The 24,982-nt window shown below is 67.9% G+C and carries 24 protein-coding genes; 11 read left to right on the top strand and 13 right to left on the bottom strand.

From position 1 onward, the window contains the following. The first annotated feature begins 183 nt into the window (after positions 1-183). Genes AC1DGI_RS02370 through AC1DGI_RS02360 form a run of 3 tightly spaced genes read left to right on the top strand, consistent with a single transcriptional unit; the run spans position 184 to position 4,906 of the window. Positions 184-1,206, top strand: a complete 1,023-nt coding sequence (locus AC1DGI_RS02370) for a 3-oxoacyl-ACP synthase III (RefSeq protein ID WP_441402486.1) — start codon at positions 184-186, stop codon at positions 1,204-1,206. Beyond that, a complete protein-coding gene (locus AC1DGI_RS02365) occupies positions 1,200-3,905 on the top strand; it encodes an alpha/beta fold hydrolase (protein WP_476897623.1) in 2,706 nt (901 codons plus the stop codon). The genes AC1DGI_RS02370 and AC1DGI_RS02365 overlap by 7 nt, the downstream gene beginning before the upstream one ends. Then, a complete protein-coding gene (locus tag AC1DGI_RS02360) occupies positions 3,902-4,906 on the top strand; it encodes an NAD-dependent epimerase/dehydratase family protein (protein WP_476897622.1) in 1,005 nt (334 codons plus the stop codon). Before AC1DGI_RS02365 ends, AC1DGI_RS02360 begins: the two co-directional genes overlap by 4 nt. On the opposite strand, the gene mutM is transcribed toward AC1DGI_RS02360, so the two are convergent. The 5 genes from mutM to coaD all read right to left on the bottom strand — a co-directional run bounded on the left by mutM (position 4,858) and on the right by coaD (position 8,009). Beyond that, positions 4,858-5,823: a bifunctional DNA-formamidopyrimidine glycosylase/DNA-(apurinic or apyrimidinic site) lyase gene (gene mutM / locus AC1DGI_RS02355; RefSeq protein WP_476897621.1), complete on the bottom strand. Its 966-nt coding sequence runs from the start codon at positions 5,821-5,823 to the stop codon at positions 4,858-4,860. The two genes, AC1DGI_RS02360 and mutM, sit on opposite strands and share 49 nt — an antisense overlap. Before the next feature lie 8 nt (positions 5,824-5,831). Beyond that, positions 5,832-6,548 (bottom strand): ribonuclease III, encoded by a 717-nt coding sequence (rnc, locus tag AC1DGI_RS02350; RefSeq protein ID WP_441402922.1) that lies wholly within the window; start codon positions 6,546-6,548, stop codon positions 5,832-5,834. A 21-nt stretch (positions 6,549-6,569) separates the two neighbouring features. Further along, positions 6,570-6,773, bottom strand: a complete 204-nt coding sequence (gene rpmF / locus AC1DGI_RS02345) for a 50S ribosomal protein L32 (RefSeq protein ID WP_476897620.1) — start codon at positions 6,771-6,773, stop codon at positions 6,570-6,572. A gap of 36 nt (positions 6,774-6,809) precedes the next feature. Continuing rightward, positions 6,810-7,334 (bottom strand): YceD family protein, encoded by a 525-nt coding sequence (locus AC1DGI_RS02340; protein ID WP_476897763.1) that lies wholly within the window; start codon positions 7,332-7,334, stop codon positions 6,810-6,812. A 198-nt stretch (positions 7,335-7,532) separates the two neighbouring features. Beyond that, positions 7,533-8,009: a pantetheine-phosphate adenylyltransferase gene (gene coaD, locus AC1DGI_RS02335; RefSeq protein ID WP_476897619.1), complete on the bottom strand. Its 477-nt coding sequence runs from the start codon at positions 8,007-8,009 to the stop codon at positions 7,533-7,535. Positions 8,010-8,057: 48 nt separating this feature from the next. Here coaD and AC1DGI_RS02330 point away from each other — a divergent pair, with 48 nt between their 5' ends. The 3 genes from AC1DGI_RS02330 to AC1DGI_RS02320 are packed head-to-tail and all read left to right on the top strand — an operon-like array spanning position 8,058 to position 10,944. After that, positions 8,058-8,954, top strand: a complete 897-nt coding sequence (locus AC1DGI_RS02330) for an SDR family NAD(P)-dependent oxidoreductase (RefSeq protein WP_476897618.1) — start codon at positions 8,058-8,060, stop codon at positions 8,952-8,954. Next, positions 8,951-10,159 carry an aminotransferase class I/II-fold pyridoxal phosphate-dependent enzyme gene (locus AC1DGI_RS02325; protein ID WP_441402597.1) on the top strand — a complete coding sequence of 403 codons (1,209 nt, stop codon included), beginning with the start codon at positions 8,951-8,953 and terminating at the stop codon, positions 10,157-10,159. Before AC1DGI_RS02330 ends, AC1DGI_RS02325 begins: the two co-directional genes overlap by 4 nt. Beyond that, positions 10,156-10,944, top strand: coding sequence for a spermidine synthase (locus AC1DGI_RS02320; RefSeq protein ID WP_476897617.1), 789 nt, complete (start codon positions 10,156-10,158; stop codon positions 10,942-10,944). Before AC1DGI_RS02325 ends, AC1DGI_RS02320 begins: the two co-directional genes overlap by 4 nt. An 8-nt stretch (positions 10,945-10,952) precedes the next feature. On the opposite strand, the gene AC1DGI_RS02315 is transcribed toward AC1DGI_RS02320, so the two are convergent. Then, positions 10,953-11,444, bottom strand: a complete 492-nt coding sequence (locus tag AC1DGI_RS02315) for a MarR family winged helix-turn-helix transcriptional regulator (protein ID WP_476897616.1) — start codon at positions 11,442-11,444, stop codon at positions 10,953-10,955. Positions 11,445-11,666: 222 nt separating this feature from the next. On the opposite strand from AC1DGI_RS02315, the gene AC1DGI_RS02310 reads away from it, so the two are divergent. Continuing rightward, the gene (locus tag AC1DGI_RS02310; protein WP_476897615.1) at positions 11,667-12,641 is read left to right on the top strand and encodes an ABC transporter substrate-binding protein; all 975 of its coding nucleotides are present in this window, start codon (positions 11,667-11,669) and stop codon (positions 12,639-12,641) included. A gap of 12 nt (positions 12,642-12,653) precedes the next feature. On the opposite strand, the gene rsmD is transcribed toward AC1DGI_RS02310, so the two are convergent. From rsmD to rfbB, 6 genes are read right to left on the bottom strand one after another with little or no spacing between them, the layout of a single operon-like run. Then, positions 12,654-13,235 (bottom strand): 16S rRNA (guanine(966)-N(2))-methyltransferase RsmD, encoded by a 582-nt coding sequence (gene rsmD / locus AC1DGI_RS02305; protein WP_476897614.1) that lies wholly within the window; start codon positions 13,233-13,235, stop codon positions 12,654-12,656. Between the two features lie 45 nt (positions 13,236-13,280). After that, entirely contained in the window at positions 13,281-15,506 is a 2,226-nt protein-coding gene (locus tag AC1DGI_RS02300; protein ID WP_476897613.1) for an ATP-dependent DNA helicase RecG, read from the bottom strand. Next, entirely contained in the window at positions 15,496-16,521 is a 1,026-nt protein-coding gene (locus AC1DGI_RS02295) for a DAK2 domain-containing protein (RefSeq protein WP_476897762.1), read from the bottom strand. The genes AC1DGI_RS02300 and AC1DGI_RS02295 overlap by 11 nt, the downstream gene beginning before the upstream one ends. 22 nt (positions 16,522-16,543) lie before the next feature. Then, on the bottom strand, positions 16,544-17,575 hold the full coding sequence (locus tag AC1DGI_RS02290) for a thiamine-phosphate kinase (RefSeq protein WP_476897612.1): 1,032 nt from the start codon (positions 17,573-17,575) through the stop codon (positions 16,544-16,546). A gap of 57 nt (positions 17,576-17,632) precedes the next feature. Then, positions 17,633-19,048: a sugar nucleotide-binding protein gene (locus AC1DGI_RS02285; protein ID WP_476897611.1), complete on the bottom strand. Its 1,416-nt coding sequence runs from the start codon at positions 19,046-19,048 to the stop codon at positions 17,633-17,635. A gap of 3 nt (positions 19,049-19,051) precedes the next feature. Beyond that, positions 19,052-20,050, bottom strand: coding sequence for a dTDP-glucose 4,6-dehydratase (gene rfbB / locus AC1DGI_RS02280; protein WP_476897610.1), 999 nt, complete (start codon positions 20,048-20,050; stop codon positions 19,052-19,054). 53 nt (positions 20,051-20,103) lie between these two features. Here rfbB and rfbA point away from each other — a divergent pair, with 53 nt between their 5' ends. The 3 genes from rfbA to AC1DGI_RS02265 all read left to right on the top strand — a co-directional run bounded on the left by rfbA (position 20,104) and on the right by AC1DGI_RS02265 (position 21,998). Further along, positions 20,104-20,967, top strand: coding sequence for a glucose-1-phosphate thymidylyltransferase RfbA (gene rfbA / locus AC1DGI_RS02275; protein WP_476897609.1), 864 nt, complete (start codon positions 20,104-20,106; stop codon positions 20,965-20,967). 89 nt (positions 20,968-21,056) lie between these two features. Then, positions 21,057-21,638 carry a YdcF family protein gene (locus AC1DGI_RS02270; protein WP_476897608.1) on the top strand — a complete coding sequence of 194 codons (582 nt, stop codon included), beginning with the start codon at positions 21,057-21,059 and terminating at the stop codon, positions 21,636-21,638. Positions 21,639-21,710: 72 nt separating this feature from the next. Further along, positions 21,711-21,998 (top strand): hypothetical protein, encoded by a 288-nt coding sequence (locus tag AC1DGI_RS02265; RefSeq protein ID WP_476897607.1) that lies wholly within the window; start codon positions 21,711-21,713, stop codon positions 21,996-21,998. Between the two features lie 29 nt (positions 21,999-22,027). On the opposite strand, the gene AC1DGI_RS02260 is transcribed toward AC1DGI_RS02265, so the two are convergent. Beyond that, positions 22,028-23,485: a hypothetical protein gene (locus tag AC1DGI_RS02260; RefSeq protein ID WP_476897606.1), complete on the bottom strand. Its 1,458-nt coding sequence runs from the start codon at positions 23,483-23,485 to the stop codon at positions 22,028-22,030. A 98-nt stretch (positions 23,486-23,583) separates the two neighbouring features. Between AC1DGI_RS02260 and wecB the strand changes: the two genes are divergently transcribed. Further along, the gene (gene wecB / locus AC1DGI_RS02255; RefSeq protein WP_476897605.1) at positions 23,584-24,726 is read left to right on the top strand and encodes a non-hydrolyzing UDP-N-acetylglucosamine 2-epimerase; all 1,143 of its coding nucleotides are present in this window, start codon (positions 23,584-23,586) and stop codon (positions 24,724-24,726) included. The last annotated feature ends 256 nt before the right edge of the window (positions 24,727-24,982 follow it).

Below are 24,982 nucleotides of genomic sequence, written 5' to 3'. Positions count from 1 at the left end.
CGGGTACCTACAATCTACTGCGGAGCTGTGACAATTCCGCGCAAAACCCGCGAGAACCCGCGGCCGGGGCGGCGGGCGCGTGCGGGAACCGGCCTGAAGCGGGCATAGTTAAGCACTTGGGCTTGTGCTTAAAGGGTGTGGTCAACCGCCGGAGCGCAGGACAGATACGAACAGAGGCTTGATTTGATAGGGAATGCAACATTCCGGCACCGTAATACCGCGTTGCTTTCGGTGAGCAGCGTCGAAGCACCGAAAATCGTCAGTTCCGCGGACTTCGACCGCACGCTGGCGCCGACCCTGCAGCGGTTGAAGTTCCCCCCCAAACTCCTCGAACGGGTCGCCGGCATCACGCACCGCCGCTGGTGGGCCCCCGGGACGTCGTTCGACGACGCCGCCATTGAGGCGGGCGCGAAAGCCCTGGCCGAGTCCGGCGTCGAAGCATCCGAGGTTGGCCTGCTGATCAACACCTCCGTCACGCGGCGCAGCCTTGAGCCGTCCGTCGCGGTGAAGATCCACCACGGGCTGAGCCTGCCGTCGTCGGCCATGAACTTCGACCTGGCCAACGCGTGCTTGGGCTTCGTCAACGGCATGACCCTGGCCGCCAACATGATCGACTCCGGCCAGATCAAGTACGCGGTGATCGTCAACGGCGAGGACGCCCAGGCCACCCAGGAGGCCACCCTGGCCCGGCTGCAGCGGCCCGAAACGACCCGCGAGGACTTCAGCCGCGAGTTCGCCACGCTCACCCTGGGCTCCGGAGCCGCCGCCGCCGTCCTCGGCCCCGCGGACGAACACCCCGGGGCGCACCGGATCGTCGGCGGAGTGATGCGCGCCGGCACCGAGCACCATGAACTGTGCGTTGGCGGCATCGACGGTATGACCACCGACACCAAGGGCCTGCTCGACGGCGGCCTCCGGCTGGTCGTGGAGGCCTGGCACGAGGCGAAACCGGAGTGGGACTGGGCCTCCATGGACCGGTACGTCACGCACCAGGTGAGCAACGCCTACACGCAGGCGATCATCGACGCGATCGACCTGGACCCGGCCAAGGTGCCGATCACCTTCCCGCATTGGGGCAACGTGGGCCCGGCGTCCCTCCCCATGACCCTGGCTGCGGAAGCGCAGACCCTCGTCACCGGCGACCGCGTGCTGTGCATGGGCGTCGGTTCCGGCCTGAACACCGCCATGGTGGAAATCGCATGGTAGAGGCCGACTGGCCCGGCGTCGACCCGGAATGGTCACGCGAAATCGATGTCCCCTCCAGTTCCGCCGCGGATGAGCCCGGCACGACGCGCCGCTGGCACCTGCTTGACAACGGCGCCCAACTCTCACGCCGGGGCCTGGTCCCGGCCGGCACCCTGTTGTGCGTGCACGGCAACCCGACCTGGTCCTACCTGTGGCGGACCCTGCTGGCCGCCGGAACCGATCCGGCCCGGCCGTGGCGGGTGGTGGCAGTGGACCAGCTGGACATGGGCTTCTCCGAGCGCACCGGGACGTTCCGGCGACTGGCGGACCGGATCAACGACCTGGGAGACCTCACCGCCGCGCTCGGGCTGGCCGGGCCCGTGGTCACCGTCGGCCACGACTGGGGCGGCGTTATCAGCCTCGGCTGGGCCGTGGCACACCCCCGGCAGCTCGCCGGCGTGGTGCTGACCAACACCGCTGTGCACCAGCCCGCCGGCTCGCCCATCCCGCCGGCTCTGCGGCTTGCCCTGCACCCTGCCGTGCACCCTTGGGGAACGACGACGTCGGACACTTTCCTGCGGGTGACGCATGCGCTGGCGCACCCGCCGCTGTCCCCGGCTGTCCGCACCGCTTTCATGGCCCCTTACCGGGGCGCCGGCCGCCGCGCCGGAGTGGGGAATTTTGTCGCGGACATCCCGGCCGACCCGTCCCATCCCAGCTTCCCGGCGCTGAGCAGGGTCGCCGAAGGGCTGCGCGGGCTGAGCGTCCCGGCCCTGATGCTTTGGGGCCCGCGGGACCCGATCTTCTCCGACCGGTACCTCAAGGACCTCATCGGCCGCCTGCCGCACGCGCACGTGCACCGCTTCGAGGGTGCCGGCCACCTGGTCGCCGAAGACCGGGACATCGCTGCGCCCGTGTTCGAATGGCTCGCCGGGCACGACCCGGCCAGCGGAACGGCTGCCGCCCCGACCGCCGCCGGCGCCCCGCAGCCGGACACGGCCGCCGAAGCCGCGCGGCCGGGCACCGAGCCCCTCTGGGCCCCGCTTACCGAGCTGGCGTCCGGCGCGGCCGGCGGCGACACCGCCGTCGCGGAAATGGCAGCGGACGGCAGCGTCTCCCGCTCGCTCAGCTGGCGGCAGCTGGAACAGGACATTGCGGCCCTCGCGGCGGGCCTGACGTCAGCCGGTGTGGGGAGCCGCAGCCGGGTGAGCCTGATGGTGCCGCCGGGCGTGGATCTGACAGTGGTCCTCTACGCCTGCCTCCGGCTGGGCGCGGTGGTGGTCGTGGCCGACGCCGGCCTCGGCCTCCGCGGCCTGAGCCGGGCAGTGAAGGGCGCCACCCCGGATTTCCTGATCGGAATCGACAAGGCGCTGGCGGCTGCCGCGGTGCTCGGCTGGCCGGGACGGCGCATCAGCGTGCGGGACCTGCCACCTGCCCGCCGCCGCCTCCTCGCCGTCGACACGTCCCTCGCCGCCCTCGCAAGCCGCGGAACGGCCGCCAGCCAGGAACCCCCGGCCCCGGACACGACGCCGGACCGGACCACGGACGCGGACGCCCCGGCCGCTGTGCTCTTCACCTCCGGCTCCACCGGTCCCGCCAAGGGCGTGCTGTACACACACCGGCAGCTGGCGGCGATGCGGGACACCGTCGCCGCGACGCTGGGAATCCGCCCGGGCGCACGCCTGGTGGCGGGCTTCGCCCCGTTCGCCCTGCTGGGACCGGCGCTCGGAGCTGTTTCTGTGACGCCCGCCATGGACGTCACCGCGCCCCGAACCCTGACGGCCCGATCGCTGGCGGCCGCCGCCGCGGCCATCGACGCCACAGTGGTCTTCGCCTCGCCCGCGGCGCTGCGTAACGTCCTCGCCACCAAGAGCGGCTTGGACCGGGCCGGCCACGATGCCCTGGGCCGCGTGGAGCTGGTGCTCTCCGCCGGCGCGCCCGTCCCCGAGCCGCTCCTCGCCCAGGTGCAGCGGCTGGTCCCCCGGGCCTCCCTGCACACCCCCTACGGCATGACCGAGGCGCTGCCGGTCACCGACATCAGCCTCGAGCAGATCCGCGCCGCCGAGGCCGACGCGGCCGGCGGAACCATGGCCGGGGCCGGCAATGGTGTGTGCGTCGGCCTGCCGGTGCACGGCGCCCGCGTCGCCGTCATCCCGCTCGCCGCGGACGGCACCGCGCCCGGGACCGGCTCGGTCACGGACCCGGCAGTGACGGGTGAGATCCTGGTCAACGCCCCGCACGTGAAAGAAGCCTACGACAGGCTCTGGCTGACCCAGATGGAGAGCGACCGCACGCCGGGCTGGCACCGCACGGGCGACGTCGGACACTTCGACGCGGCCGGGCGGCTCTGGGTGGAAGGACGGCTCGCGCATGTCGTGACGGCGCCCGGTACTGTCGTGACGCCGGTGGGCGCCGAGCAGGCTATCGAGGGCCTGGCCGAGGTCGGCCTGGCCGCCGTCGTCGGGGTCGGCCCGTCCGGGACGCAGGCTGTCGTCGCCGTCGTCGAGACCGTACCTCCCGCCCGCCGGGCCGGCCCCGCCGCCCCGCAGCTCGCGGGTCGGGTGCGGGACGCCGCCCGCCGGGCCGGTGTCAGCATTTCCGCCGTGCTCACGGTCCCCTCCCAGCCGACCGACATCCGCCACAACGCCAAAATCGACAGGACCCGGCTGTCCCGCTGGGCCACCAAGGTGCTGGCCGGCGGCCGTCCGGGCACGCCGTGAGGGTCCTGGTCACCGGCGCGAGCGGCCTGCTCGGCCGGGCTGTGGCCGCGCTGCTGGTAGGCCAGGGGCACGATGTCACCACGTTCCAGCGCCGGCCCTCAGGCGTCGACGGCGCCGCGGACGTCCTCGGCTCCGTGACGGACGACGACGCCGTCCGCCGCGCCGCCGTGGGCGCGCAGGGCGTCATCCATCTGGCCGCGAAGGTCTCCTTCACCGGCCGCGCCGCGGAATTCGACGAGGTCAATGTCGAAGGCACACGGCGCCTGCTCCGGGCGGCCCGCTCGGCCGGGGTGCGGGACCTGGTGTTCGTCTCCTCCCCGTCGGTGGCCAACTCGGGGGCCGCCATCGCCGGACTGGGCGCCGAGCCGGCGGATCCGCTCCGCACGCACGGCGACTATTCGCGGACCAAGGCCGAGGCTGAACTGCTGGCCCTCGCCGCGGACTCGCCGGAAGTCCGGGTCGCGGCGGTGCGCCCGCACATTGTCTGGGGACCGGGCGACACGCAGCTGGTGGAACGGGTGCTGGAGCGTGCGGGCCACGGGCGCCTGCCGCTGCTGGACGCCGGCGCGGCCCTGATCGACACCACTTACATCGACAACGCCGCATCGGCCATTGCCGCCGCGCTGCACCGCATGGCGCACATCCACGGCCGGGCGCTGGTGGTCAGCAACGGCGAACCGCGGCCGGTCGGCGAACTGTTGGCCGGCATATGCGCCGCGGGCGGCGTCCCGGCACCGTCGTGGCGGGTGCCGGGCAGAGCGGCCCGGGCCGCAGGATCGGTGGTGGAGAGGGTCTGGACCTGGAGCGGCCGGGCGGAGGAACCACCGATGACCAGGTTCCTCGCCGAACAGCTTTCCACGGCCCACTGGTTCGATCAGCGCGAGACCCGCGAACTCCTCGACTGGACCCCCTCCGTGTCGCTGGACGATGGCCTGGCGAGGTTGGCTGATTACTACCAGCGCCCGTTCCGCGGGCGCGGCTGGCAGACCGGGCAGGTGTAGGACGAACGGTTCATGAACTGTTCACGCTTGACCAGGCTGACTATTCCGGCCGCGGCGCAGCGCCGGCATTCCTGGCCCACGCGGCCGTAGGCGTTCAGGGACCGCTCGAAGTAGCCGGAGGCACCGTTGACGTTGACGTAGAGCGAATCGAAGCTGGTTCCGCCGGCCGCCAGGGCGTCGGCCATGACCTCCCGGGCGGCGTCGAGCACGCGCAGCGCCTCGGAGCGCCGCAGCGTGTCCGTGGGGCGGGCGTAGTGCAGCTTGGCGAGCCAGAGCGCCTCGTCGGCGTAGATGTTGCCGATCCCGGAGACCAGGCCCTGGTCCAGGAGCGCCCGCTTCAGTCCGGTTTTCCGGGCGCGCAGCCGCCGGTAGAAGGTATCGAAGGAAAAGCACGGGTCCAGCGGGTCCCGGGCGATATGCGAGGCTTCTTCGGCGATGAGCGGCAGCGGGGTTTCCGCGAGACCGCCGGGGCCGCCGTCGTACGTGGGGATCAGCGAGGTGAGGAACAGGCCGCCGAAGATGCGCTGGTCCACGAACCGCAACTGTTCCGGCATGCCCGACGCGGGGCTCAGCCGCAGCCGGATCTTCAGGTGCTTCTCGTCCGGGACGTCGGCGTCCTGCATCAGGAGCTGGCCCGACATGCCCAGGTGGGCCATCAGGGCGACGGCCGGCGTGCCGCTCCCCGCGTCGCCGCGGTCGGGCGCGGGATGGTCGGTGAGCGGGAGCCAAAGGAATTTCCCGCGTCGGACCACGTCCAGGACGCGGGCGCCTTCCAGGTTCCCGGCGAAGTCCTCGGCCCCCAGCGCGTGCCGTCGGATGGAGCGCGGATCCAGCACCTCCACGGCGGTGATGGTCCGGCCCCGCACCCAGTTCACCAGGCCGCGTCGGACCACCTCGACCTCGGGCAGTTCGGGCACGGTGGCGCCTAGCTGCCGGTCTCGGGCTTCAGCCGGGAGCCCTCGGCGGGCGCAGAGAGCCGGCGCCAGGCGTCTGCTGCCGCTTCCTGTTCGGCTTCCTTCTTGGAATTACCCGCGCCGGTGCCGTAGTCGTGGCCGCCGATCCGCAGCACGGCTTCGAAGGTCCGCGCGTGGTCCGGGCCGGAGCCCTCCACCGCGTAGTTGATGGTCCCGAGCTGGCGGCTGGCCGCGAGCTCCTGGATGCTGGTCTTCCAGTCGGTGCCGGCGCCGAGCGCGGCAGCGTCTTGCAGCAGCGGCCCGATCAGCCGCATGACGAGCTGGCGGGCGGACTCCAGGCCGTTGGACAGGTAGGTGGCACCGATCAGCGCCTCCATGGTGTCCGCCAGGATGGACGCCTTGTTCTTGCCCTCGGTGAGCTTCTCGCCCTGGCCGAGGTAGATGTACTCCCCCAGCCCGATGCTCCGGCCGATGCCGGCCAGTGCCCGGGTGCTGACGACGGCGGAGCGCCGCTTCGCCAGCTCGCCCTCGGGCAGGTCCGGGTTGTCCCGGTACAACGCATCGGTGACGGAGAAGCCCAGGATGGAGTCGCCCAGGAACTCGAGCCGTTCGTTGGTGGGGATGCCGCCGTTTTCGTAGGCGTAGGAACGGTGTGTCAGAGCAAGACGAAGCGTCCCGGCGTCAATAGAGACACCGAGACGCTTCAGAAGCTCTTCAGTTGAAGACATCTTGGTCAGCCTGTTGGCGGATTAGACGTCTGCGACCTTGCGGCCCTTGTACTCAAGGAACAGCGCGGTGCCAGCCGAGTCGGTAACGACCTTTGCCTGGTGCGGCAGGCTGTATACAACCTGGCCGTTTTCCACGGTCTTCACCAGGGCGGGGGCAGTTGCCTTCCACTGGGAGCGGCGGGCGCGGGTATTCGAGCGAGACATTTTCCGCTTCGGGACAGCCACGGCTAACTCATTTCTCTCTAGTCCAACACTTACAAATCAGTTTTGCCGGTCAGGCTTAGCCAGGTCGGCTAGGGCAGCCCAGCGAGGATCTACGACCTCGTGGTGATGCCCCGGCTCGTCTTCCAGGCGAACTCCGCATTCGGAGCAAAGGCCCTGGCAGTCTTCCCGGCACACCGGCTGGAACGGCAGCATGGTAACAACTGCGTCCCGCAACACCGGCTCAAGATCGATCAGATCGTGCTCGACTCGACGTTGCTCTTGTTCGTCTTCTTCGTCCGGGAATTCAGCTTCCCCGTACAAGAAAAGTTCTTGCACATCGACCTCTTGGTCATACGCAAGGGGATCCAGGCAGCGACCGCATTCGCCGGTTACTTTGACGATAGCGGTACCTGATACCAGAATTCCTTCGTGTACGGCCTCCAGGCGCAGATCCAGCCCGATGTCCGAGCCTTCCTGCACACCGATGAGCGCCACACCAAGATCACTTGGCGCGGGTACATGTTCCGTCAGTGTCCGCATGCTTCCCGGACTGCGTCCGAGGTCCTTGACGTCGAACGCCAGGGGCGAACTAGCATCTCGTTTAATGAGAACTCCTGTTGAACATATGACCGACGTACCATCCTAGCCTGAACTTCCGGGCGGACTCAAACCGGACGGCAGCGCGCGGTTCAGCACCGCACACCGGCCAGATCGGGGCCGCGCAACCGGCAGCAGGCCGCCGAGTACCGATCAAGCTTACCCTCTGCGCGGCGGTTCCGGTTACAGCTCGCCGGACTTCAGCCGCTTCAGCACGGACCTCGGCACGAAGTCGGAGACGTCACCGCCGAGCGTGAAGACTTCCTTGATCAAGGTGGAGGACAGATGCAGGTAGTGGCCCTCAGCCGGGAGGAACACCGTCTCGACCCCGGCGAGCTGCCGATTCATCGTCGCCATCGGCAACTCGTAGTCGAAATCCGAGGAGGAGCGCAGGCCCTTGACGATCGCCGAGGCGCCACGCTGCCGGCAATACTCGGCGAGCAGCCCCTCCCCCACGGGTTCCACCACGATCCCGCGCAGCGAGGCCAGTGTCTCCCGGGCCATGTCGAGGCGTTCCTCAAGCGGGAAGCGGTACTTCTTGGCGTAGTTGGTGGACACCGCCACGATGACCTCGTCGAAGAGGCTGGCCGCCCGGGCGATGACTTCCAGGTGGCCGTTGTGAATGGGGTCAAAGGAGCCAGGGCATACCGCGCGTCTCATGCTCCGAACCTACCGCATGGGCCTTGCGGGCCGGGATAACATGGCGGAATGTCAGGATCAAACAGTTCTTCTGCCGGCTCCGTATCTTCCGCCGATTCCGTCGAGCCGTTCACCGTAGCCGGAGGCGTCGTTCTTGTGACCGGCGCTGCCATGGGCATGGGGCGCCTTTACGCCCTGCGCGCGGCCCGCGAGGGTGCCGCCGTCGTCATTCTCTGGGACGTTGACGCCGACGGGCTCGCCCGGACGGCCGGCGAGGTCACCGCACTCGGGGCGCGCGCCGTCGTCCGCCGGGTGGATCTGGCCAGCCGGGAGGCAATCGCCGAGGCCGCCGGGGAGGCCGCGTCCGAGGGTCCGCTGACGCTGCTGGTCAACAATGCGGGAATCGTGCGCGGCGCCCTGTTCTGGGACCATGAGCCGGCCCGGGACATTGCGCTGACCATGGACATCAATGCCCTCGCGCCGATGTATGTCACCCACGCCTTCCTGCCCGCCATGATGGCAAACGGCGGCCGGCCGCGCCGGATCCTGAACATCGCCTCCGCCGCGGGCACCGTGTCCAACCCGCGGATGAGCGTCTACGCCGCCTCCAAGTGGGCGGTCATCGGCTGGAGCGACTCGCTGCGGCTGGAACTCGAAATGCAGGGCTATGCCCACCTGAAGGTCACCACGTTCTGCCCCAGCTACATCTCTACCGGCATGTTCACCGGCGCGCGCGGCCCGCTGTTCACGCCGCTGATGACCCCGGACGACGCCGTCGAGCGCGCCTGGCGCGCCACGGTGGCCGGCAGGCCGCAGCTGATCGCCCCGGCGACGGCGCAGCTCGGCAAGGTGCTCCGCGGCCTGCTGCCGGTCCGGGCCTGGGATTTCGTCGGCGGCAGGATCTTCGGCATCTACACCACCATGGACAAGTTCACCGGACGGGACGAGAAGGCGGGAACCCGGTGAGCGGGCAGCCGCTGTCCCCCTGGCAGCGGGCTGCCACCGGCGCCAACCTGCTCTCCCCCGGCGGAGACCTCGGCGTCACGATCTTTGAGGAGATGACCACGCTGGCGCTGACCACCGGTGCCATCAACCTCGGCCAGGGCTTCCCGGACGAGGACGGACCGGCGGAAATCAAGGACGCCGCCCAGGCTGCGATCGCCGCCGGCGCCAACCAGTACGCCCCCGGCAAGGGCATCCTGGAGCTGCGGGAAGCGATCTCCGTCCACCAGCGGCGGTTCTACGGGCTCGCCCCGGATCCACAGACCGAAATCATCGTCACCACCGGCGCCACCGAGGCCATCGCTGCCGCGCTGCTGGCCCTGGTGGGTCCCGGCGACGAGGTCCTCACGTTCGAGCCGTTCTATGACTCCTACGGTGCGATCATCGGCCTCTCCGGTGCCCGGCATGTCACCGCGCCGCTGCTGGCGCCCGATTTCATGCCGGACCTTGATGCCCTCGCCGCGGCGTTCACCGACCGCACCAAGGTGGTGCTGCTGAACAATCCGCACAACCCCACCGGCGCGGTGTTCCCCCGTGAGGTCCTCGAGCGCGTCGTCGAACTCGCCACCAAGCACGACGCCGTGATCATCACCGACGAGGTCTACGAACACCTCACCTTCGGCGTGGCGCATCTGCCGGTCGCCACCCTGCCCGGGGCCGCCGAGCGCACGCTGACCATTTCGTCCGCCGGCAAGACCTTTTCCTTCACCGGCTGGAAGATCGGCTGGCTCAGCGGCCCGGCCCACCTGGTCGCCGCCGCCCGGACGGTCAAACAGTTCCTCAGCTACAGCTCCGGGACACCGTTCCAGAGCGCCATCGCGGTGGGCCTGGGCCTGCCCGACGAGTTCTATGCCGGCATCGCCGACACCCTGCGGCTCAAGCGCGACATCCTCAGCGAAGGCCTGCGCGCGGCGGGCCTGGAGGTGTTGACCCCGCAGGGCACCTACTTCGTGAATGTGGACACGGCCCCGCTGGGGATTTCCGATTCGGTAGATCTGGCGCGCCGGCTGCCGGAGCTGGTCGGGGTCGCCGCCATTCCGGTCCCGGTCTTTTGCCACCCGGCGGGCGCCGAACGGACCCGCAGCCTGCTCCGCTTTGCGTTCTGCAAGAAGATCTATGTCCTGGAGGAAGCCGCCGAGCGGCTCTCCACCCTGCGGGACAGGCTGTGAGCGGGGACGCCAGCCGGGGCGCCACCCGTTTCCTGCGGACCACCGGCCAGCACGCCGTGATCGAGCCCGACGCGTTCACCGACGGCGGGTACCTGCTGAGCATCGGCGGCGCCGAGCAGTCCCACGTGGACCTGGCCGACCCCGCCGACATCTTCTACGAGTATCTGCGCCGGATCGGCCACGTGGTGGATCTTGCGGCGCCGTGGGGCGAGCCCATCACGGCCCTCCACCTTGGCGCCGGCGCCCTGACACTGGCACGCTACATCCAGGCCACGCGGCCCGGGTCCGTGCAGTACGCGGTGGAGCTGGAGCGGGAACTGCTGGACTTCGTGCTGCAGCAGTTGCCGCTGCCGGAGGGGACCGAGCTGCACACCGTGATCGGCGACGCCCGGGAGTCGCTGGCTACGCTGCCCGCGGAGCTGCGCTTCGACGTCGTCATCCTGGACATCTTCTCCGGACCGGAGGCGCCGGAACACATCGCCTGCACCGACTTCTACCAGGAGGCAGCGGCCCGACTGACCGCGCGGGGCGTGCTGATCGTCAATGTCGGCGACGAGCCGGGCCTAACCCTGGTCCGCAGCCAGGTGGCCGCGCTGCGCCGGGCGATGGCCGACGTGGCAGCCTTCGCCGAGACCGGCATGTTCGCCGGCCGGCACCCCGGCAACATTATCCTGACCGGCACGCAGGGCCAATGGCCCGACGCATGGACCGCCGCGCTCACCGCCCGCGGCCCGCACCCGGCGAAGGTGCTCGCCGGCGTCGAACTGGACATACTTTCGGACTAGGCGCGGCCTCAGCCGAACGCGATCTTCCGCAGCAGGACCCGGAGCTGGTCCCGTTCCGGGCCGTCCAGGGGCGCCAGGGACGTGTCTTCGGCCACCCGGACAGCTGCCGCGGCACGCTGATGCAGCTCCACGCCCGCTGCCGTCGGGCGGATGACCTTGGACCGCCGGTCGCGCGGATCCGGCGCGCGGAGCACCAGTCCCCGCTGTTCCAGCGCATCGACCAGGGAGACAATCTGGCTGGGATCCAGCCGCAGGAAATCAGCGAGCTCACGCTGCGAGGGCTCGGTGCCGCTGCAGGCCATCGCGAGGACCGAGTAGGAGCGCACCTTCAGGTCCAGCGAGGCCAGCATGGCGTTGGCGCGGCTGCTGCCCAGGGACCGCGCCCGCGCCGCCAGGAATTCGATTTCGTTCACCAGGTCGCTGGCGAGGAGGCGGTCAGGGACGGCCGGCAGCAGGCCGCTCTCCCACGTTTCCTTGTCCTGCTGGGTTGCTTCGGCCACAGGTCCTCACAGCATCGGTTGGCGTCTAGAAACGCTTGACGGCCTCAACGATACCGCCGCGCCATGACCATCCGGAAAACTGTTGAGAAAATTATGATTGACAACATCAATTATATGGGTTGTTATCTATGTAACCTCGGTGCTGCCGGCAGGACGTTGCAAGGCGGGGCCTGCCCGGCAGCCCCGATCGTCTAATAACTCACCCCAAGGAAGTGGACTGTTATGAAGAGACTCAAATTTGCGATTGTCGGCGCTGCTGCGGCGTTGCTGCTCACCGGCTGCGGTGCCGGGTCGCCGTCGGGGTCCACCTCATCGGCTGCCGCCGGCGGCGACGGCGTCCGCAACATCAGCGTCGGCGTGATCTCGATTGCGCCCTCCGCCGCTGTGCAGCTGGGCATCGACGAGGGGATCTTTGCGAAGCACAAGCTGAAGGTCGAGTTGCAGAGCGGGCAGGGCGGCGCGGCCATGCTGCCGGCTGTCTCCACCGGAACGATGAACTTCTCCGTGGGGAACCCGCTCTCCGTGCTGCTGGCCAAGAACAAGGGCCTGGACATGAAGATCGTCTCGGGCTACTCGAACTCCCTGGCCACCGGCAATGACATCAACGGCGTCGTCGCGAAGGCCGGCTCCGGCATTACCACGGCCAAGGACCTCGTCGGCAAGAAGGTCGCGGTCAACACCATCAACGCGCAGGGCGACCTGACCATCAAGGAAGTCGTGTCCCAGCAGGGCGGCGATCCGAACGGGGTCAAGTTCCTCGAACTCCCGTTCCAGGACATGGGCGCGCAGCTGGCCCAGGGGAACGTGGACGCTGTCTGGGTTCCGGAACCGTTCCTGTCCAAGCTGTTGGCGGACGGCAACAAGCTGGTGACCTACAACAACCAGGCGGCGCTGCCGGGCCTGCCCACCATGGTCACGTTTACCAGCGGCAGCTATGCCCAGCAGAATCCGCAGGTGGTGGCCGACTTCAAGGCGGCCATGACCGAGACGCTCGCCCTGGCGCAGGGCAACCCGGATAAGGTCCGGGCGCTGCTGCCGGCGTTCATGAAGATGCCGGAGGCAGTGGCGAAGGGCCTGCGGCTGGAGGCCTTCGACGGCAAGGTGGATGAACCCACGCTGGGCAAGCTTGGCGAGCTGATGGCCAAGTACGGGATTGTGCCCTCGACGCCGGACGTTTCAGGCACGATCCTCAAGTAGGACGGCCCCGTCCTACTCCGTGCCCTCCACGCCGGGCTCGGCGAACCAGAGCCGGGTTTCGCCGTACTTCTTCTCCGCGAACCGTTCCAGGCCCTCCGGCCAGGACGGTTCCGCGGAGCGGGTGGAGCGTTCCACCACGACGACGGCGCCCTCGGCCAGGTGCGGGAGCAGTTTGGCGAGCACCGCGGCCAGGCCGGCCTCGTCCAACGGGTAGGGCGGGTCCAGGAACACCAGGTCCCATTGGGTCCCCTCGGCGGCCCGTTCCAGGAACGATTCGACCTTGGACCGGTGCACGGAGACTACCTTGTGCCCCGCGACGGTATTAATGAGGTCCGCGTTGCGCTGGCAGACCTCGCTGGCCTTGCCGTCGGATTCGACCAGGTCCACGGTGCGCGCCCCGCGACTGGCGCTTTCCACGCCGAGCGACCCTGACCCGGCGTAAAGGTCCAGTACCCTAGCTTCCGCGATGATCTCGAAGGCGTCCAGCCGGGAGAAGAGAGCTTCCTTGACTCGGTCCGTGGTGGGCCGGGTCAAGGATCCGGGGACGCTGGCCAGCGGGGTGCCGCCGGCGGCGCCGGCGATGATCCTGCTCATGGTTGCAGCTCCCGGACGGCTCCGCCGCGTGTTCTGACTGCGTTCCTAACCGCGTTCAAGGAACGCCTCCTTTTCAGGGTTGAGGTAGTCGTCAATGGCCGCGGCGAGCACGGTGTGGCGGTCCAGCCCGGGGTCCGCGGCCACGATCGCCTGGGCGTCCTGCCGGGCGCGCGCGATCAGGTCTTCGTGTTCCAGGACCCGCAGCAGCTTCAGGGTGGAACGGCCGCCGGACTGGGAGGCACCCAGGATGTCGCCTTCGCGGCGGAGTTTGAGGTCCTCCTGCGAGAGTTCGAAGCCGTCGGTGGTGGCCGCCACCGCGTCGAGCCGGCGCCGGCTGGGGTGTCCCGGTTCCAGGCTGGTGACCAGCAGGCAGGTTCCGGGCAGGCCGCCGCGGCCCACCCGGCCGCGGAGCTGGTGGAGCTGGGAAATACCGAAACGGTCCGCGTCCAGGATCACCATGAGGGTGGCGTTGTGCACGTCCACCCCGACTTCGATCACGGTGGTGGAGACCAGCAGCTGGGTGCGGTTGGCGGTGAACGAGGCCATGGTGTCCGACTTCAGGGCCGGATCCTGCCTGCCGTGCAGCGGTGCCACGCTGATGCCGGCCAGCGCCGGCACGTTCCGCAGCTGTTCGACGACGCCGGTCACCGAGGCGAGCTCCCGGGCGCCGTTCTCGGCCAGGTCCGCGTCGGTGGGCTCCGCCTCGCCGGGACTGAAGTCGCCGTCGTCGTCGGTGCCGATCTTGGGGCAGACCACGTAGACCTGGTGGCCGGCGTCGATCTCTTCGCGGGAGCGGGACCAGATCCGGGTGGCCCAGGCCGGGTGTTCGGCCAGGCCCACCACGTGGGTGGAAATCGGCGCGCGGCCGGCCGGCAGTTCGTCCAGCACCGAGGTTTCCAGGTCGCCGAACACCGTCATGGCCACGGTCCGCGGGATCGGCGTCGCCGTCATGACCAGCAGGTGCGGCGGCTTGCTGGCCTTGGACCGCAGGACGTCCCGCTGCTCGACGCCGAAGCGGTGCTGTTCGTCGACCACGATCAGCCCAAGGTCGTAGAAGGAGACGTTTTCGCTGAGCAGGGCGTGGGTGCCGATCACGATCCCGGCGGTCCCGGAGGCCGCATCCAGCATGGCCTGTTTCCGGGCGGCGGTAGACATGGACCCGGTCAGCAGGGTCACCTGGACCGAGTCCGGGTCGAGGCCGCCCAGCAGCCCGTCGCGGGAAAGCGGTCCGAGGGTCCGCCGGATCGAGTCGAAGTGCTGGGCCGCGAGGACCTCGGTGGGAGCCAGCAGTGCGGCCTGGCCACCGGCGTCGACCACCTGCAGCATGGCGCGCAGCGCCACGATCGTCTTGCCGGAGCCCACCTCGCCCTGCAGCAGCCGGTTCATCGGCGAATCCAGCGCCAGTTCCTCGGCGAGGGTCTTGCCGACCGCGCTCTGGCCGGCGGTCAGCGTGAAGGGCAGCTGACGGTCAAAGGCGGTCAGCAGGCCGTCGGCGGCGGGGCGGCGCGCGGTGGCTTCCTCGGCCGCCAGCTGGGCGCGGCGCCGGGCCAGCGCGGACTGCAGCACCAAGGCTTCCTGGTAGCGGAAGCGGTCCCGGGCACGCTGCCAGTCACTGGTGGTCTGCGGGGTGTGGATCAGCCGGTAGGCGTCCGGGGCGGGCAGGAATTTCTCGCGGGCGGCGATGTCGGCGGGCAGGGGGTCGTCCAGGTGATCCAGCTCGAGGGTGTCCAGCAGCGTGGAGGTGACCTTTTGGATGGACCAGCTGGTCAGTTTGGCGGTGGCCGGGTACACCGGGATAGGCATGGCGGCGAGCTGTTCCGGGTCCATGCCCGGGATGTCCGGGTCTTCATCCAGCAGCTGGAACTCGGGGTTGGTCAGGCCCAGCGAGCCGCCGTAGCGGGTCACCTTGCCGGAGAACAAGGCACGCCGGCCCGGCTGCAGCTCGGCCTTGGCGCGGAAGCCGTTGAAGAAGCTCACCTTGAGCGTGCCGGGCACACCGGTTCCGGCGTCGTCGGTAATCACGACGTCCGTCAGCGTGCCGCGGCGGGCGCGCATGGACCGGGTGCTGTTGGAAAGCACGCGGGCGATCAGGGTGACCTCTTCATCCAGCGGGACCTCGCTGATGGGGGTGAGTTCGCCGCGGTTCATGTACCGGCGGGGAAAGTAGTTCAGCAGCCCGCCGACCGTGCTGATGCCGAGGTGTTTTTCGATGACGGCCGCGGAACGCTTCCCGATCCGGCGTTCCAGGCCCAGTTCAAGCTCAGCGTTCATGTCCGTCGAGGTCCCGGGGCAGGGCGAGGTCGCTGACGGTCAGGTCCGACGGTTCGCCGAGCGAGCGGATCAGGGCGACGGCGGGCGCGGGGTCGCACACGTGGACGTGGACCCGCCAGCGGTAGGCGCCGTCGGCGTCGGCCTCGCCGCCCACCTGGCTCATGATGACGGACTCGCCCATCTCGTCGAGCCGCTGCCTGAGGGTGGCGGCGTCCAGTGGTGAGAGCCTGATGGTGCACATGACTTCCACGCCGTCGTCGCGCGGCAGGTCGGCGTGGATGTGCGGGGCCTGGACGTCGTAGCCGTGCAGGCCGTCGAACAGTTGATCCTGGAGTTCCTCTCCGAGCACTGCAGAGCGCAGGCAGTCGAGGATGAGGAGCATCCCGACGCCGCCGGCATCCACCACGTGGGCGGTGTGCAGGGCCTCGAGCTGGTCCTCGGTGCGGACCACGGCGGCCAGGGCGGCCCCGACGGCGGCGTCAAGGGCCAGGCCGAGGGTGTGGTTGCTGTCGTCACCGTCGTGTTCGGCGTCGACGGCGGCCGCGGCGCGGCCGGCCGCTTCCATGACCGAGAGCATGGTCCCGGGGACCGGGTCGCTCAGCGCGGACCAGGCCCGGATCTGGGCGCGGTTGAGGGCGGCTGCCAACAGGGGCGAGCTGAGCCGGGCGTGTCCGGCCAGCGGTTCGGCGGCGGCGCACAGGAAGACGGCGAAGAGTGTGCCGGAGTTGCCGCGCGCCTGTTCCATGGCGGCCTGGCCTGCCCGGGCCAGAACGGCTCCGACGTCGTTCTGCGCCGGGAGGGGCGGGCCCACCACGTGCAGGTGGGGGTCGCCGCTGAGCAGCGGCAGGGCCGCCGTTTCGGTGGGGACGTCCTGCAGGGCCCGGGCGGCGGCGCGCACCGTGAGGTAGAGGTTGGTCCCGGTGTCGCCGTCGGCCACGGGAAAGATGTTGATGGCGTTCAGGCGGTCGCTGTGGTTCCCAAGCGTTGTTTCGGCCTTGCCCAACCACCGCTTCATCGCTTGCGCGTTGGCGGCAATTTTAGTCTGCAAAGTGATCCCATCCCACAGTGTCAGCGGGCCTGCCCGCTATGGTCACGCCCGCGCTGGCTGTTGCTGCCGGGGCTTCTACCGAGCCTATCGCAGTGAAACCGTGAGGGAGCTGAACGTCCGCGGGGAAAGCGGCGAGCAGGCCGTGGTCCTCGCCGCCGCCAAGGACCCACGGCATCGGGTCCCCGCCCAGCAGGGTAGCGGCCGGCTGCAGCGGTGCTGCGAGCTCCTTGAGGGCCGCCGGGTCCAGGTTGAGCACCACGTTGCTGGCCGCGGCCAGCCGTGCCCCGTCCCGGACGAGTCCGTCGGAGATGTCCATCAGGGCGGTAGCTCCGGAGTCCCGGGCCAGCGGGCCGGCTTCGAGCGGCGGCCGGGGCCGGCATTGGGTGTCCAGCAGGGCGCGCTGCTCCTGCGTCAGGTCGTGCACGGGAACGGCGGATTCCAGCAGGGCCAGGCCGGCGGCGGCGCGGCCGACGGTGCCGGCGAGCGCCAGGGTGTCCCCCGGCCGGGCGCCGGACCGCAGCACCGGAGCGTGTCCGTCGAGGGTGCCGAGGATGGCGACGCTGACGGCGAGCTCGCGTCCACGGCCCAGGTCCCCGCCGGCGACGGCGCAGTCCGAGGCGCCGAGCTCACGGATCCCGGCGCTCAGCCCGTCGGCGAAGTCCTCCACCCAGGACACGAGGGTCTCCGGGGGCATGGTCAGGCTGACCACCAGCGAGGTGGCGCGGGCGCCCATGGCGTTGATGTCGCTGAGGTTCTGGGCGGCGGCTTTCCAGCCGACGTCGTAGCCGGAGGTGCGGTAGCCGTTGTTCCACTCCAGCCGGAAATCCTGGTCCACCACCTGGGTGTCGATGCTGACCACCGTCCGGCCGTCCGGAGCCGCCACGATCGCGGCGTCGTCGCCCGGGCCCAGCAGCAGGCTACTGCTGTCCCCGCCGTGGAGCCGGGGGAAGATGCGCGCAAGGAGGTCGGACTCGGAGAGTTCGGCCACGGTAAGGCGCGATGAGGTGAAGGGTTCAGGCACAGCCCTACGCTACCGCGAGGGGGTGACAATGGCGTGTCCGGGGCGGGGAGCCCCGGGTCAGCCCGGGCCGTTTAGGTACTGCCGGAGCCTGGCTTCGGCCGTAGGCGGGCTGAAGCCCTGGGACGTAAGTTTGCCTAGGTCCAGCGTGCTGCTCGCCGGCCGCGGTGCCGCATTCTTCCCGGCGAAGTACTCTGCCGCGCTGACGCCCTGCACCGAAGAGCCCGGGCTGCCGCTCAGTTCGTAGACCTCCTCCGCGATGTCCGCCCAGGTGCAGGGCTCGCCGTCGTTACTGAGGTTGTAGGTGCCGTACGGCGCGGCGGTGTCCAGGAGGTGCCGGATTCCCGCCGCGATGTCCTCAGCGAAGCTCAACCGGCCGGTCTGGTCGTTCACGACGGACGGCGCAATTCCCCGACCGGCCAGCGATGCCATGGTGCGGACGAAGTTGTTGCCCTCGCCGATCACCCAGCTGGTGCGCACGATGTAGTGCCGCGGCACCACACTGACGACGGCGTCGCCCGCGGCCTTGGTCTGGCCGTACACCCCCAGCGGCGAGAGCGGCTCGTCTTCTGTGTGAACGTCCCGGGTGCCGTCAAAAACGTAGTCGGAGGAAACGTGAACGAGCCGTAGATCGTGTTCGACCGCGGTCCTGGCCAACCGCGCGACGGCGGTGACGTTGACGGCCCAAGCGGCGGCCCTCCCCTCGGCGGTTTCGGCTTCGTCGACCGCGGTGTAGGCGGCGGCGTTGATGATGGTTGAGTAGTTCTTCCAGTGCCGCGCCGCGAACGCATCATCACTTCCGAGGTCAAACTCAGCCCGCCCGGCGAACTCGACGGAATTGTCGCCGTCGTACAGTTTCCGCAGTGCCTTGCCGAGCTGTCCATCAGCGCCGACGACGAGCGTCTTCTTTGCCGGCATCGGCGCAACGTCCGCCAGGCGCGGGTGGGCCTTGTCCTTGTCCGAGAGCTCGGCCTGGTCCAAGGGAATAGGCCAGGCAATCGCCGCGGTCTCATCGGCGAGGTTCAAGAACGTGTATTTGCCCTGGGCATCGGCGGACCAGTGGTCATTGACCAGGTAGGTGTAGGCGGTGTTGTCTTCGAGCGTCTGGAAGGCGTTGCCCACTCCGCGGGGAATGAAGATCGCCTGGCTGGGATCCAGCTCGGCGGTGAACACCGCGCCGAAAGTGGGCCCTTCCCGCAGGTCGACCCAGGCACCGAAAATCCTGCCGGTGGCCACGGAGATGAATTTGTCCCACGGTTCGGCATGGATGCCGCGGGTGGTGCCGGCCTTTTCGTTGAACGAGATGTTGTTTTGGACGGGCCGGAAGTCAGGCAGGCCGAGCCCCACCATCTTTTCGCGCTGCCAGTTTTCCTTGAACCAGCCGCGGTTGTCGCCGTGGACCGGGAGGTCGTAGAGAACGACGCCGGGAATTGGGGTTTCGTGGGCGGTGAGCTTTTTCGAAAACTCGATCGTCATCTTCTACTGGCCCTGTTCCTGGTACTTGGCTTCGGTCGCGGCCTTCTGGGGACGCCACCAGTCCTCGTTGTTCCGGTACCAGCGAATCGTGTCCTCGATGCCGGCGTCGAAGTTGGAGAACTGCGGCTGCCAGCCGAGTTCGGTGCGGAGCTTGGCGGAGTCGATGGCGTAGCGCAGGTCATGGCCGGCGCGGTCGACGACGTGGTCGTAGGCGTCCGGTGCCTGGTCCATGTGTTTGAGGATCAGTTCGACGACGTCCTTGTTGTTCTTTTCCCCGTCGGCGCCGATCAGGTACGTCTCGCCGATGCGGCCCTTGGCAATGATGGCCAGCACGGCGGAGGAGTGGTCATTGGCGTGGATCCAGTCGCGGACGTTCTCGCCCTTCCCGTAGAGCTTGGGCCTGATTCCGTCGATCACGTTGGTGATCTGGCGCGGAATGAATTTCTCCACGTGCTGGTAGGGCCCATAGTTGTTGGAGCAGTTGCTGATGGTCGCCTGCAGGCCGAAGGACCGCACCCAGGCACGCACCAGCAGGTCCGATCCCGCCTTGGTCGACGAGTACGGACTCGACGGGCTGTACGGCGTGGTCTCGGTGAAGCGCTCCGGATCATCGAGATCCAGGTCGCCGTAGACCTCGTCGGTGGAGATGTGGTGGAAGCGTTTGTTGTGCTTGCGTGCGGCCTCGATCAGCGTGTACGTGCCGATGATGTTCGTATTGAGGAACGGTCGCGGGTCGTGCAGCGAGTTGTCGTTGTGGGACTCCGCGGCGTAGTGGACCACGACGTCGGCCTGCGCCATAAGGCTGTCCACCACCTCGGCGTCGCAGATATCGCCCTGCACGAACCGGAAGCGGTCCGCGGGAAGGCCCGCCAGCGACGCCACGGTGCCCGCGTAGGTGAGCTTGTCGAGGACCGTGACGTGATCTTCGGTGTGCGCCAGGGCGTGGCGTACGAAGTTGGCACCGATGAAGCCTGCCCCGCCGGTAATCAGTAATCGCTGCATATTGCAAGACCATACCTGTTGCGGTATCTCCGATAAACAAGAATGATGTGCCAATGCGGGGAATTATTTTGGCCGGGGGTACCGGATCACGCTTGCATCCAATTACGTTCGGGATCAGCAAACAGCTGGTCCCGGTCTACGACAAGCCGATGATCTACTATCCGCTGTCTACGCTGATTCTGGCTGGCATCCGGGACATCCTCATCATCACGGCGCCACAGGACTCGGAGCCCTTCCGCCGGCTGTTGGGGGACGGCTCACAATTCGGAGTCAGCATCTCCTATAAAGTCCAGCCCTCTCCGGACGGGTTGGCCCAGGCGTTCGTCCTCGGAGAGGAACACATCGGCCGCGATTCGGTGGCCTTGGTGCTGGGCGACAACATTTTCTACGGACCGGGCATGGGAACCCAACTGGCCCGGTACACCAACGTAGACGGCGGTGCGGTCTTCGGCTATTGGGTCCAGAATCCGGGTGCCTACGGTGTGGTCGAGTTTGACGGCGCCGGACGGGTGCTCACGCTGGAGGAAAAACCCGGAGTTCCAAAAAGCAATTACGCGGTTCCGGGCCTGTATTTCTATGACAACGATGTGGTAGAAATTGCCCGCGAGCTCAAACCGTCGGCCCGCGGGGAACTCGAAATTACGGATGTGAACAGGGCGTATCTTGGCCTGGATAAGTTGCACGTCGAAATTTTGCCCCGCGGCACTGCCTGGCTGGATACCGGGACTTTTGACGACCTTAACGACGCCTCGAATTTCGTCAGGACGGTCCAAAAGCGGCAGGGACTGATCATCGGCGCGCCGGAGGAGATCTCGTGGCGTCTGGGGTTCCTCAGCGACGACGAACTGCGGGCGCGGGCCGAACCCCTCGTGAAGAGCGGCTACGGAACCTACCTGCTCGGGCTGCTGGAGCCATAGCCCGGGCGCCCGGAGCGGCCCCAAGTCGAGGCGACCCCCAAATGCGCTCGTATTTCGTGCATGGAAGGGCACATGCCAAACTCTTAGGCATGCCCCGACCCGCCCTCACCGTGCCGCCCGCAACGGCACAGGGCCTGGCGTTCGCCCTCGGGGCGGTTATTCTCTGGCTGATCATCGCCGTCCAGCTCTTCGTCAACGTTGATCCCCTGACCATGCACCGCACGGACGCGGTCATCATGCTGGGCGGCGCCAGTTCCGAACGCCTGCCGGTGGCGCAACGGATCCAGCAGGAACTGGGCGCGCCCGTGCTGGCGCTTTCCCATACGGACACCCCGGGCAACAAGCTGGCCGATGAAACGTGCAATACAGCGCAATTCCCCAACTCCGGCCTGGTCTGCTTCCGCCCGGATGACTACGACACCCGGGGTGAGGCGCAGGCCGTCCGGAAACTGGTGGCCGCGAACGGCTGGAAGTCCATCACGGTGGTGACCTCCAGCTACCACCTCACCCGGGCCGGACGGCTGATGGAGCAATGCGCGACGGCCGATGTGCAGATGGTGCCCTCGCACCCGGATATCTCACCGGCACAGTGGCTGAGGCGTTTCGTGATCGAGACCGGCGGCCTGATCGATGTGTCGCTGCGGCCGGAATGCTCGTCCGCCGCCCGGTGATGTAAGAATTGAGGCCGGCCCGGTATCGAACGTCGACGACGACGGTCACCGAACGAGCGAGGAGGAAAGACGTTGGAACACGCAACGGATGACACTCCCCCGCGGGTCCCCGCGCCCCGGCACCTGCGCCGGCGCCGCTTCCGTGACGACATTTCCGATCTGCTGCTGGTCCCCGGCGCGGAACCGTACCCCGAGCCCCACCAACCGGCCGCGGGCCCACCTTCCGCGAAACGCTCCGCCGCGGCCGCTTCGCCGGACGAAGCCACGTACCGGCGTAAACGCCTGGTGGCTTTGGTCCTGGTAATTGCCGTCCTTGTCAGCCTGCCGGTGCTCATAGCCGCACTGGTACTCGCCGGCTGAGGCCGCGGCGCCGGTGAGCAGGTCGGCTCTCATCCGCTCTTCGCATAGAGGGGGTTGGTGGCGCCCCAGCCGTCGGTCACTTTGACGATGTAGTACTTTCCGGCTCCTAGGGTCGTTGCCCCCATGCTGGCATTGATGCTTTCCAGACCCGGGTTCAGCCCCTGCTGCTGGCCGAACACAGGGTTGTAGCCGGAGGCAGCCACGGTCTTGGATTGCACCAGACCTGCCGCAGTGGTCCACCGCAGTTCGACAGTCGCCCCGCTGAGATTGAAGCCGGTTACCTGTAATGCGCCGGAGGCTGCGTTAAAGCTGCTGTCGGTGACGATGGGAGGATTTTTTCCGTTCTGTAGTTGCTGCGCCAGGGGCACGCCGGTCCCGACGCAGGTGTAGTACGTGTCCCACATGAAGGAAAGGATCTTGCGCGGGGCGTTGGCCATCTGCTGGAGCTGCCTGTCGATCCGCCCCTTCGTCGTTTGGCCCCAAAGGTTTGCATCGCACGGATTGGTTCCGTTGGCGGGTGCCATTCCTTCCATGTTCGCCCAGAGAGTCGCCCCGGTTCCGGCCACTCCGGCGGCCGCCGCCTGGAAGTAGTCCCGGTTCGGGGCCACGTATTTGCTGCCCCAGGCGCCCGCCCCCACCGTGGCCGCGGCAAACTGGTCCACGGGCGAGTTTGCCTCGCTGCCGAAGTAGGCGCCGCCTTTGCCGGTCCCCATCCCGTCCTGAACGGCGATGCTCAAGGGTGTTCCGCCAGCAGTGAGCGCTATGTTGCGCGCCCCGCCCTGTGCTTGCCCCGGAGAGCCGTGGCCCGGCGCGGCGGTACGCGCGTCAATGTAGGGGCTCACGACGGCGCCGCGGCCCGGCATAATGGCCCGGATGGCTTGGTTCTGTATCCGGTAGACAGTCAGTGCGGGTTCAAAGGCCGGCCCATCGTTGAGAGGCATCTCGGTGGACAGGTAGAAGCCGGCAAGCCCTGGCACGTTGTTGGCCGCTGCTTGGTATTGCAGGTACCGGTCGGTGAACTGCCTGAACGTGTCCTGAAAGGACATGTCCGGAAGGTAGGCCACATCGGTTCTGTTGGACGGGATGGGCATGCCCGGGTAGAACTTCATCCCTTGGTCTGTCCAGGCCCGGGCCAGGGAGCCTGTAGCGCCCGCGCCTGGCGCGCTGCTGCCGCTGACAACCACGACGTCGTACAGGTTGTTTGAGGCGTCGCATCCGGCGCCGGTGGTGGGTAGTACTAGTACGGTGAAGAGCTTGTTGTTGTTGGTGATGCTCCGGTCGCGAGGGCATCGGACGGCGGCGGGTCCCCACTGGCTGGCGTCCGCGTAGGTGAATACCCGGTTCAGCAGAACACCGCTCGCGGCTGACTGGGCGCAATTGACCGTTGAGATCTGGCAGTCCGCGGGAATCCCGGCAACGCTCACCGGCGCCAGGCGGGACCCGAAGGTGATCACGGTGTCTCCCCCAATTGCCTTGATGGCCTTCAACTCACTTAGTGAACTGCGGACCCATCGATTCAATCGTTAGAAGCCCATGCCCGTAGCATTAAGGGCAACATTCGTTTATTTACTCTGGGGGAAAAACCGTGCCTACGATCATGCCGATCTTTGGGACGAGGCCGGAGGCCATCAAAATGGCCCCAATCGTCGCCGCCCTGCAGCAATCAGAGCTGTTTGAATGCACAGTCACTGTCACTGGCCAGCACCGCGAGATGCTCGACCAAGTCAACGAACTCTTCGGCATCGTCCCTGCCCATGACCTGGATATCCTGCAGCCGCGCCAGTCACTCTCGGCCATTATGACCCGAACCATCGACGGGCTGGACAAGCTCTTCAGCGACAACAAGCCCGACGCTGTCGTGGTCCAGGGCGACACGACTACCTCCACTGCAGGAGCCATCGCGGCCTTCTACCACGGCATCCCAGTGGTGCACGTCGAAGCCGGCCTTCGCAGCGGTGATTTGTTCTCCCCATTCCCGGAAGAGGCCAACCGCAAGCTGACGAGCCAGCTTGCGAGCCTGCACCTGGCTCCCACCAGCGTCAGCAAGTCAAATCTCGTGGCCGAAGGAGTGAACCCGCAGGACGTCGTCGTGACCGGTAATACTGTCATTGATGCCCTGCTCACCACCGTCGGAAAGCAAATACCGTTCGCCGACCACCGACTGGAAGACCTTGCTGGCGCCGGGCGAAAGATCCTTCTGGTCACCACTCACCGACGCGAAAACCAGGGTGACGCCATGCGCGGCGTGGGCAGGGCGCTGGCCAGAATCGCAGATGCGGAGCCCGACCTCGTTATTGTGCTGCCTGCCCACAAGAATCCAGCCGTGCGCGAAGCTGTGCTGCCCGCCCTCGAAGGCAAACCGAACGTCATTGTCACGGAACCTCTCCCCTACGGCGAATTCACCCGAATCCTGTCCCTTGCGCACATCATCCTGACCGACTCTGGCGGGGTGCAGGAAGAAGCACCGATCCTGGGCAAGCCAGTCCTGGTGATGCGTGACAACACCGAGCGGCCCGAAGCTGTTCACGCAGGCACCGTGGCCCTCATCGGAACAGATGAAGATCGCATCGTGAAAGAAGTGGACCGCCTGCTGAATGATCCGGCGCACTTCGATTCCATGGCCAACGCCGTAAATCCTTACGGTGACGGGCATGCGGCTGCGCGGACCATAGCCGCGATCGCGGAGCTGCTCGATTTGGGAAAGAGGCTGCAGGACTTCGGACAGTGACGTGGCTGGAACTACCTCGGGAGGGGAGCCTGTCCAGCCGAAAATCGCTAAAAATTCCGAGCATAACTAAGAATCCGTTCCACGAGGATGCCTGTGCAGCTAGAGCCAAGGAGTGCTCTAAAGCGGAGGGCTCGCCTCTCGCCGAAGCCAATGCAGCCATCGAGATGCTGGCAGCCACTTCCGGATGGGGCCGCCCGTTATCGGCTCTACGCCGGTCGGAAGGGTCAATCCCTACCAATCCCTGCTCTGCAAGGCC

Source organism: Arthrobacter sp. 05N428_2 (assembly GCF_056397065.1).
Note: the sequence above shows the minus strand (reverse complement) of the source record. Positions and strands in the feature narration are given on the sequence as shown.

Bases quoted from the DNA above. Each gene is read 5' to 3' on its own strand.
- AC1DGI_RS02365 (WP_476897623.1), top strand. From the start codon at position 1,200: ATGGTAGAGGCCGACTGGCCCGGCGTCGACCCGGAATGGTCACGCGAA.
- rnc (WP_441402922.1), bottom strand. From the start codon at position 6,548: ATGTCTTCAACTGAAGAGCTTCTGAAGCGTCTCGGTGTCTCTATTGAC.
- coaD (WP_476897619.1), bottom strand. From the start codon at position 8,009: ATGAGACGCGCGGTATGCCCTGGCTCCTTTGACCCCATTCACAACGGC.
- AC1DGI_RS02330 (WP_476897618.1), top strand. From the start codon at position 8,058: ATGTCAGGATCAAACAGTTCTTCTGCCGGCTCCGTATCTTCCGCCGAT.
- AC1DGI_RS02310 (WP_476897615.1), top strand. From the start codon at position 11,667: ATGAAGAGACTCAAATTTGCGATTGTCGGCGCTGCTGCGGCGTTGCTG.
- rsmD (WP_476897614.1), bottom strand. From the start codon at position 13,235: ATGAGCAGGATCATCGCCGGCGCCGCCGGCGGCACCCCGCTGGCCAGC.
- AC1DGI_RS02300 (WP_476897613.1), bottom strand. From the start codon at position 15,506: ATGAACGCTGAGCTTGAACTGGGCCTGGAACGCCGGATCGGGAAGCGT.
- AC1DGI_RS02295 (WP_476897762.1), bottom strand. From the start codon at position 16,521: ATGAAGCGGTGGTTGGGCAAGGCCGAAACAACGCTTGGGAACCACAGC.
- AC1DGI_RS02285 (WP_476897611.1), bottom strand. From the start codon at position 19,048: ATGACGATCGAGTTTTCGAAAAAGCTCACCGCCCACGAAACCCCAATT.
- rfbB (WP_476897610.1), bottom strand. From the start codon at position 20,050: ATGCAGCGATTACTGATTACCGGCGGGGCAGGCTTCATCGGTGCCAAC.
- rfbA (WP_476897609.1), top strand. From the start codon at position 20,104: ATGCGGGGAATTATTTTGGCCGGGGGTACCGGATCACGCTTGCATCCA.
- AC1DGI_RS02270 (WP_476897608.1), top strand. From the start codon at position 21,057: ATGCCCCGACCCGCCCTCACCGTGCCGCCCGCAACGGCACAGGGCCTG.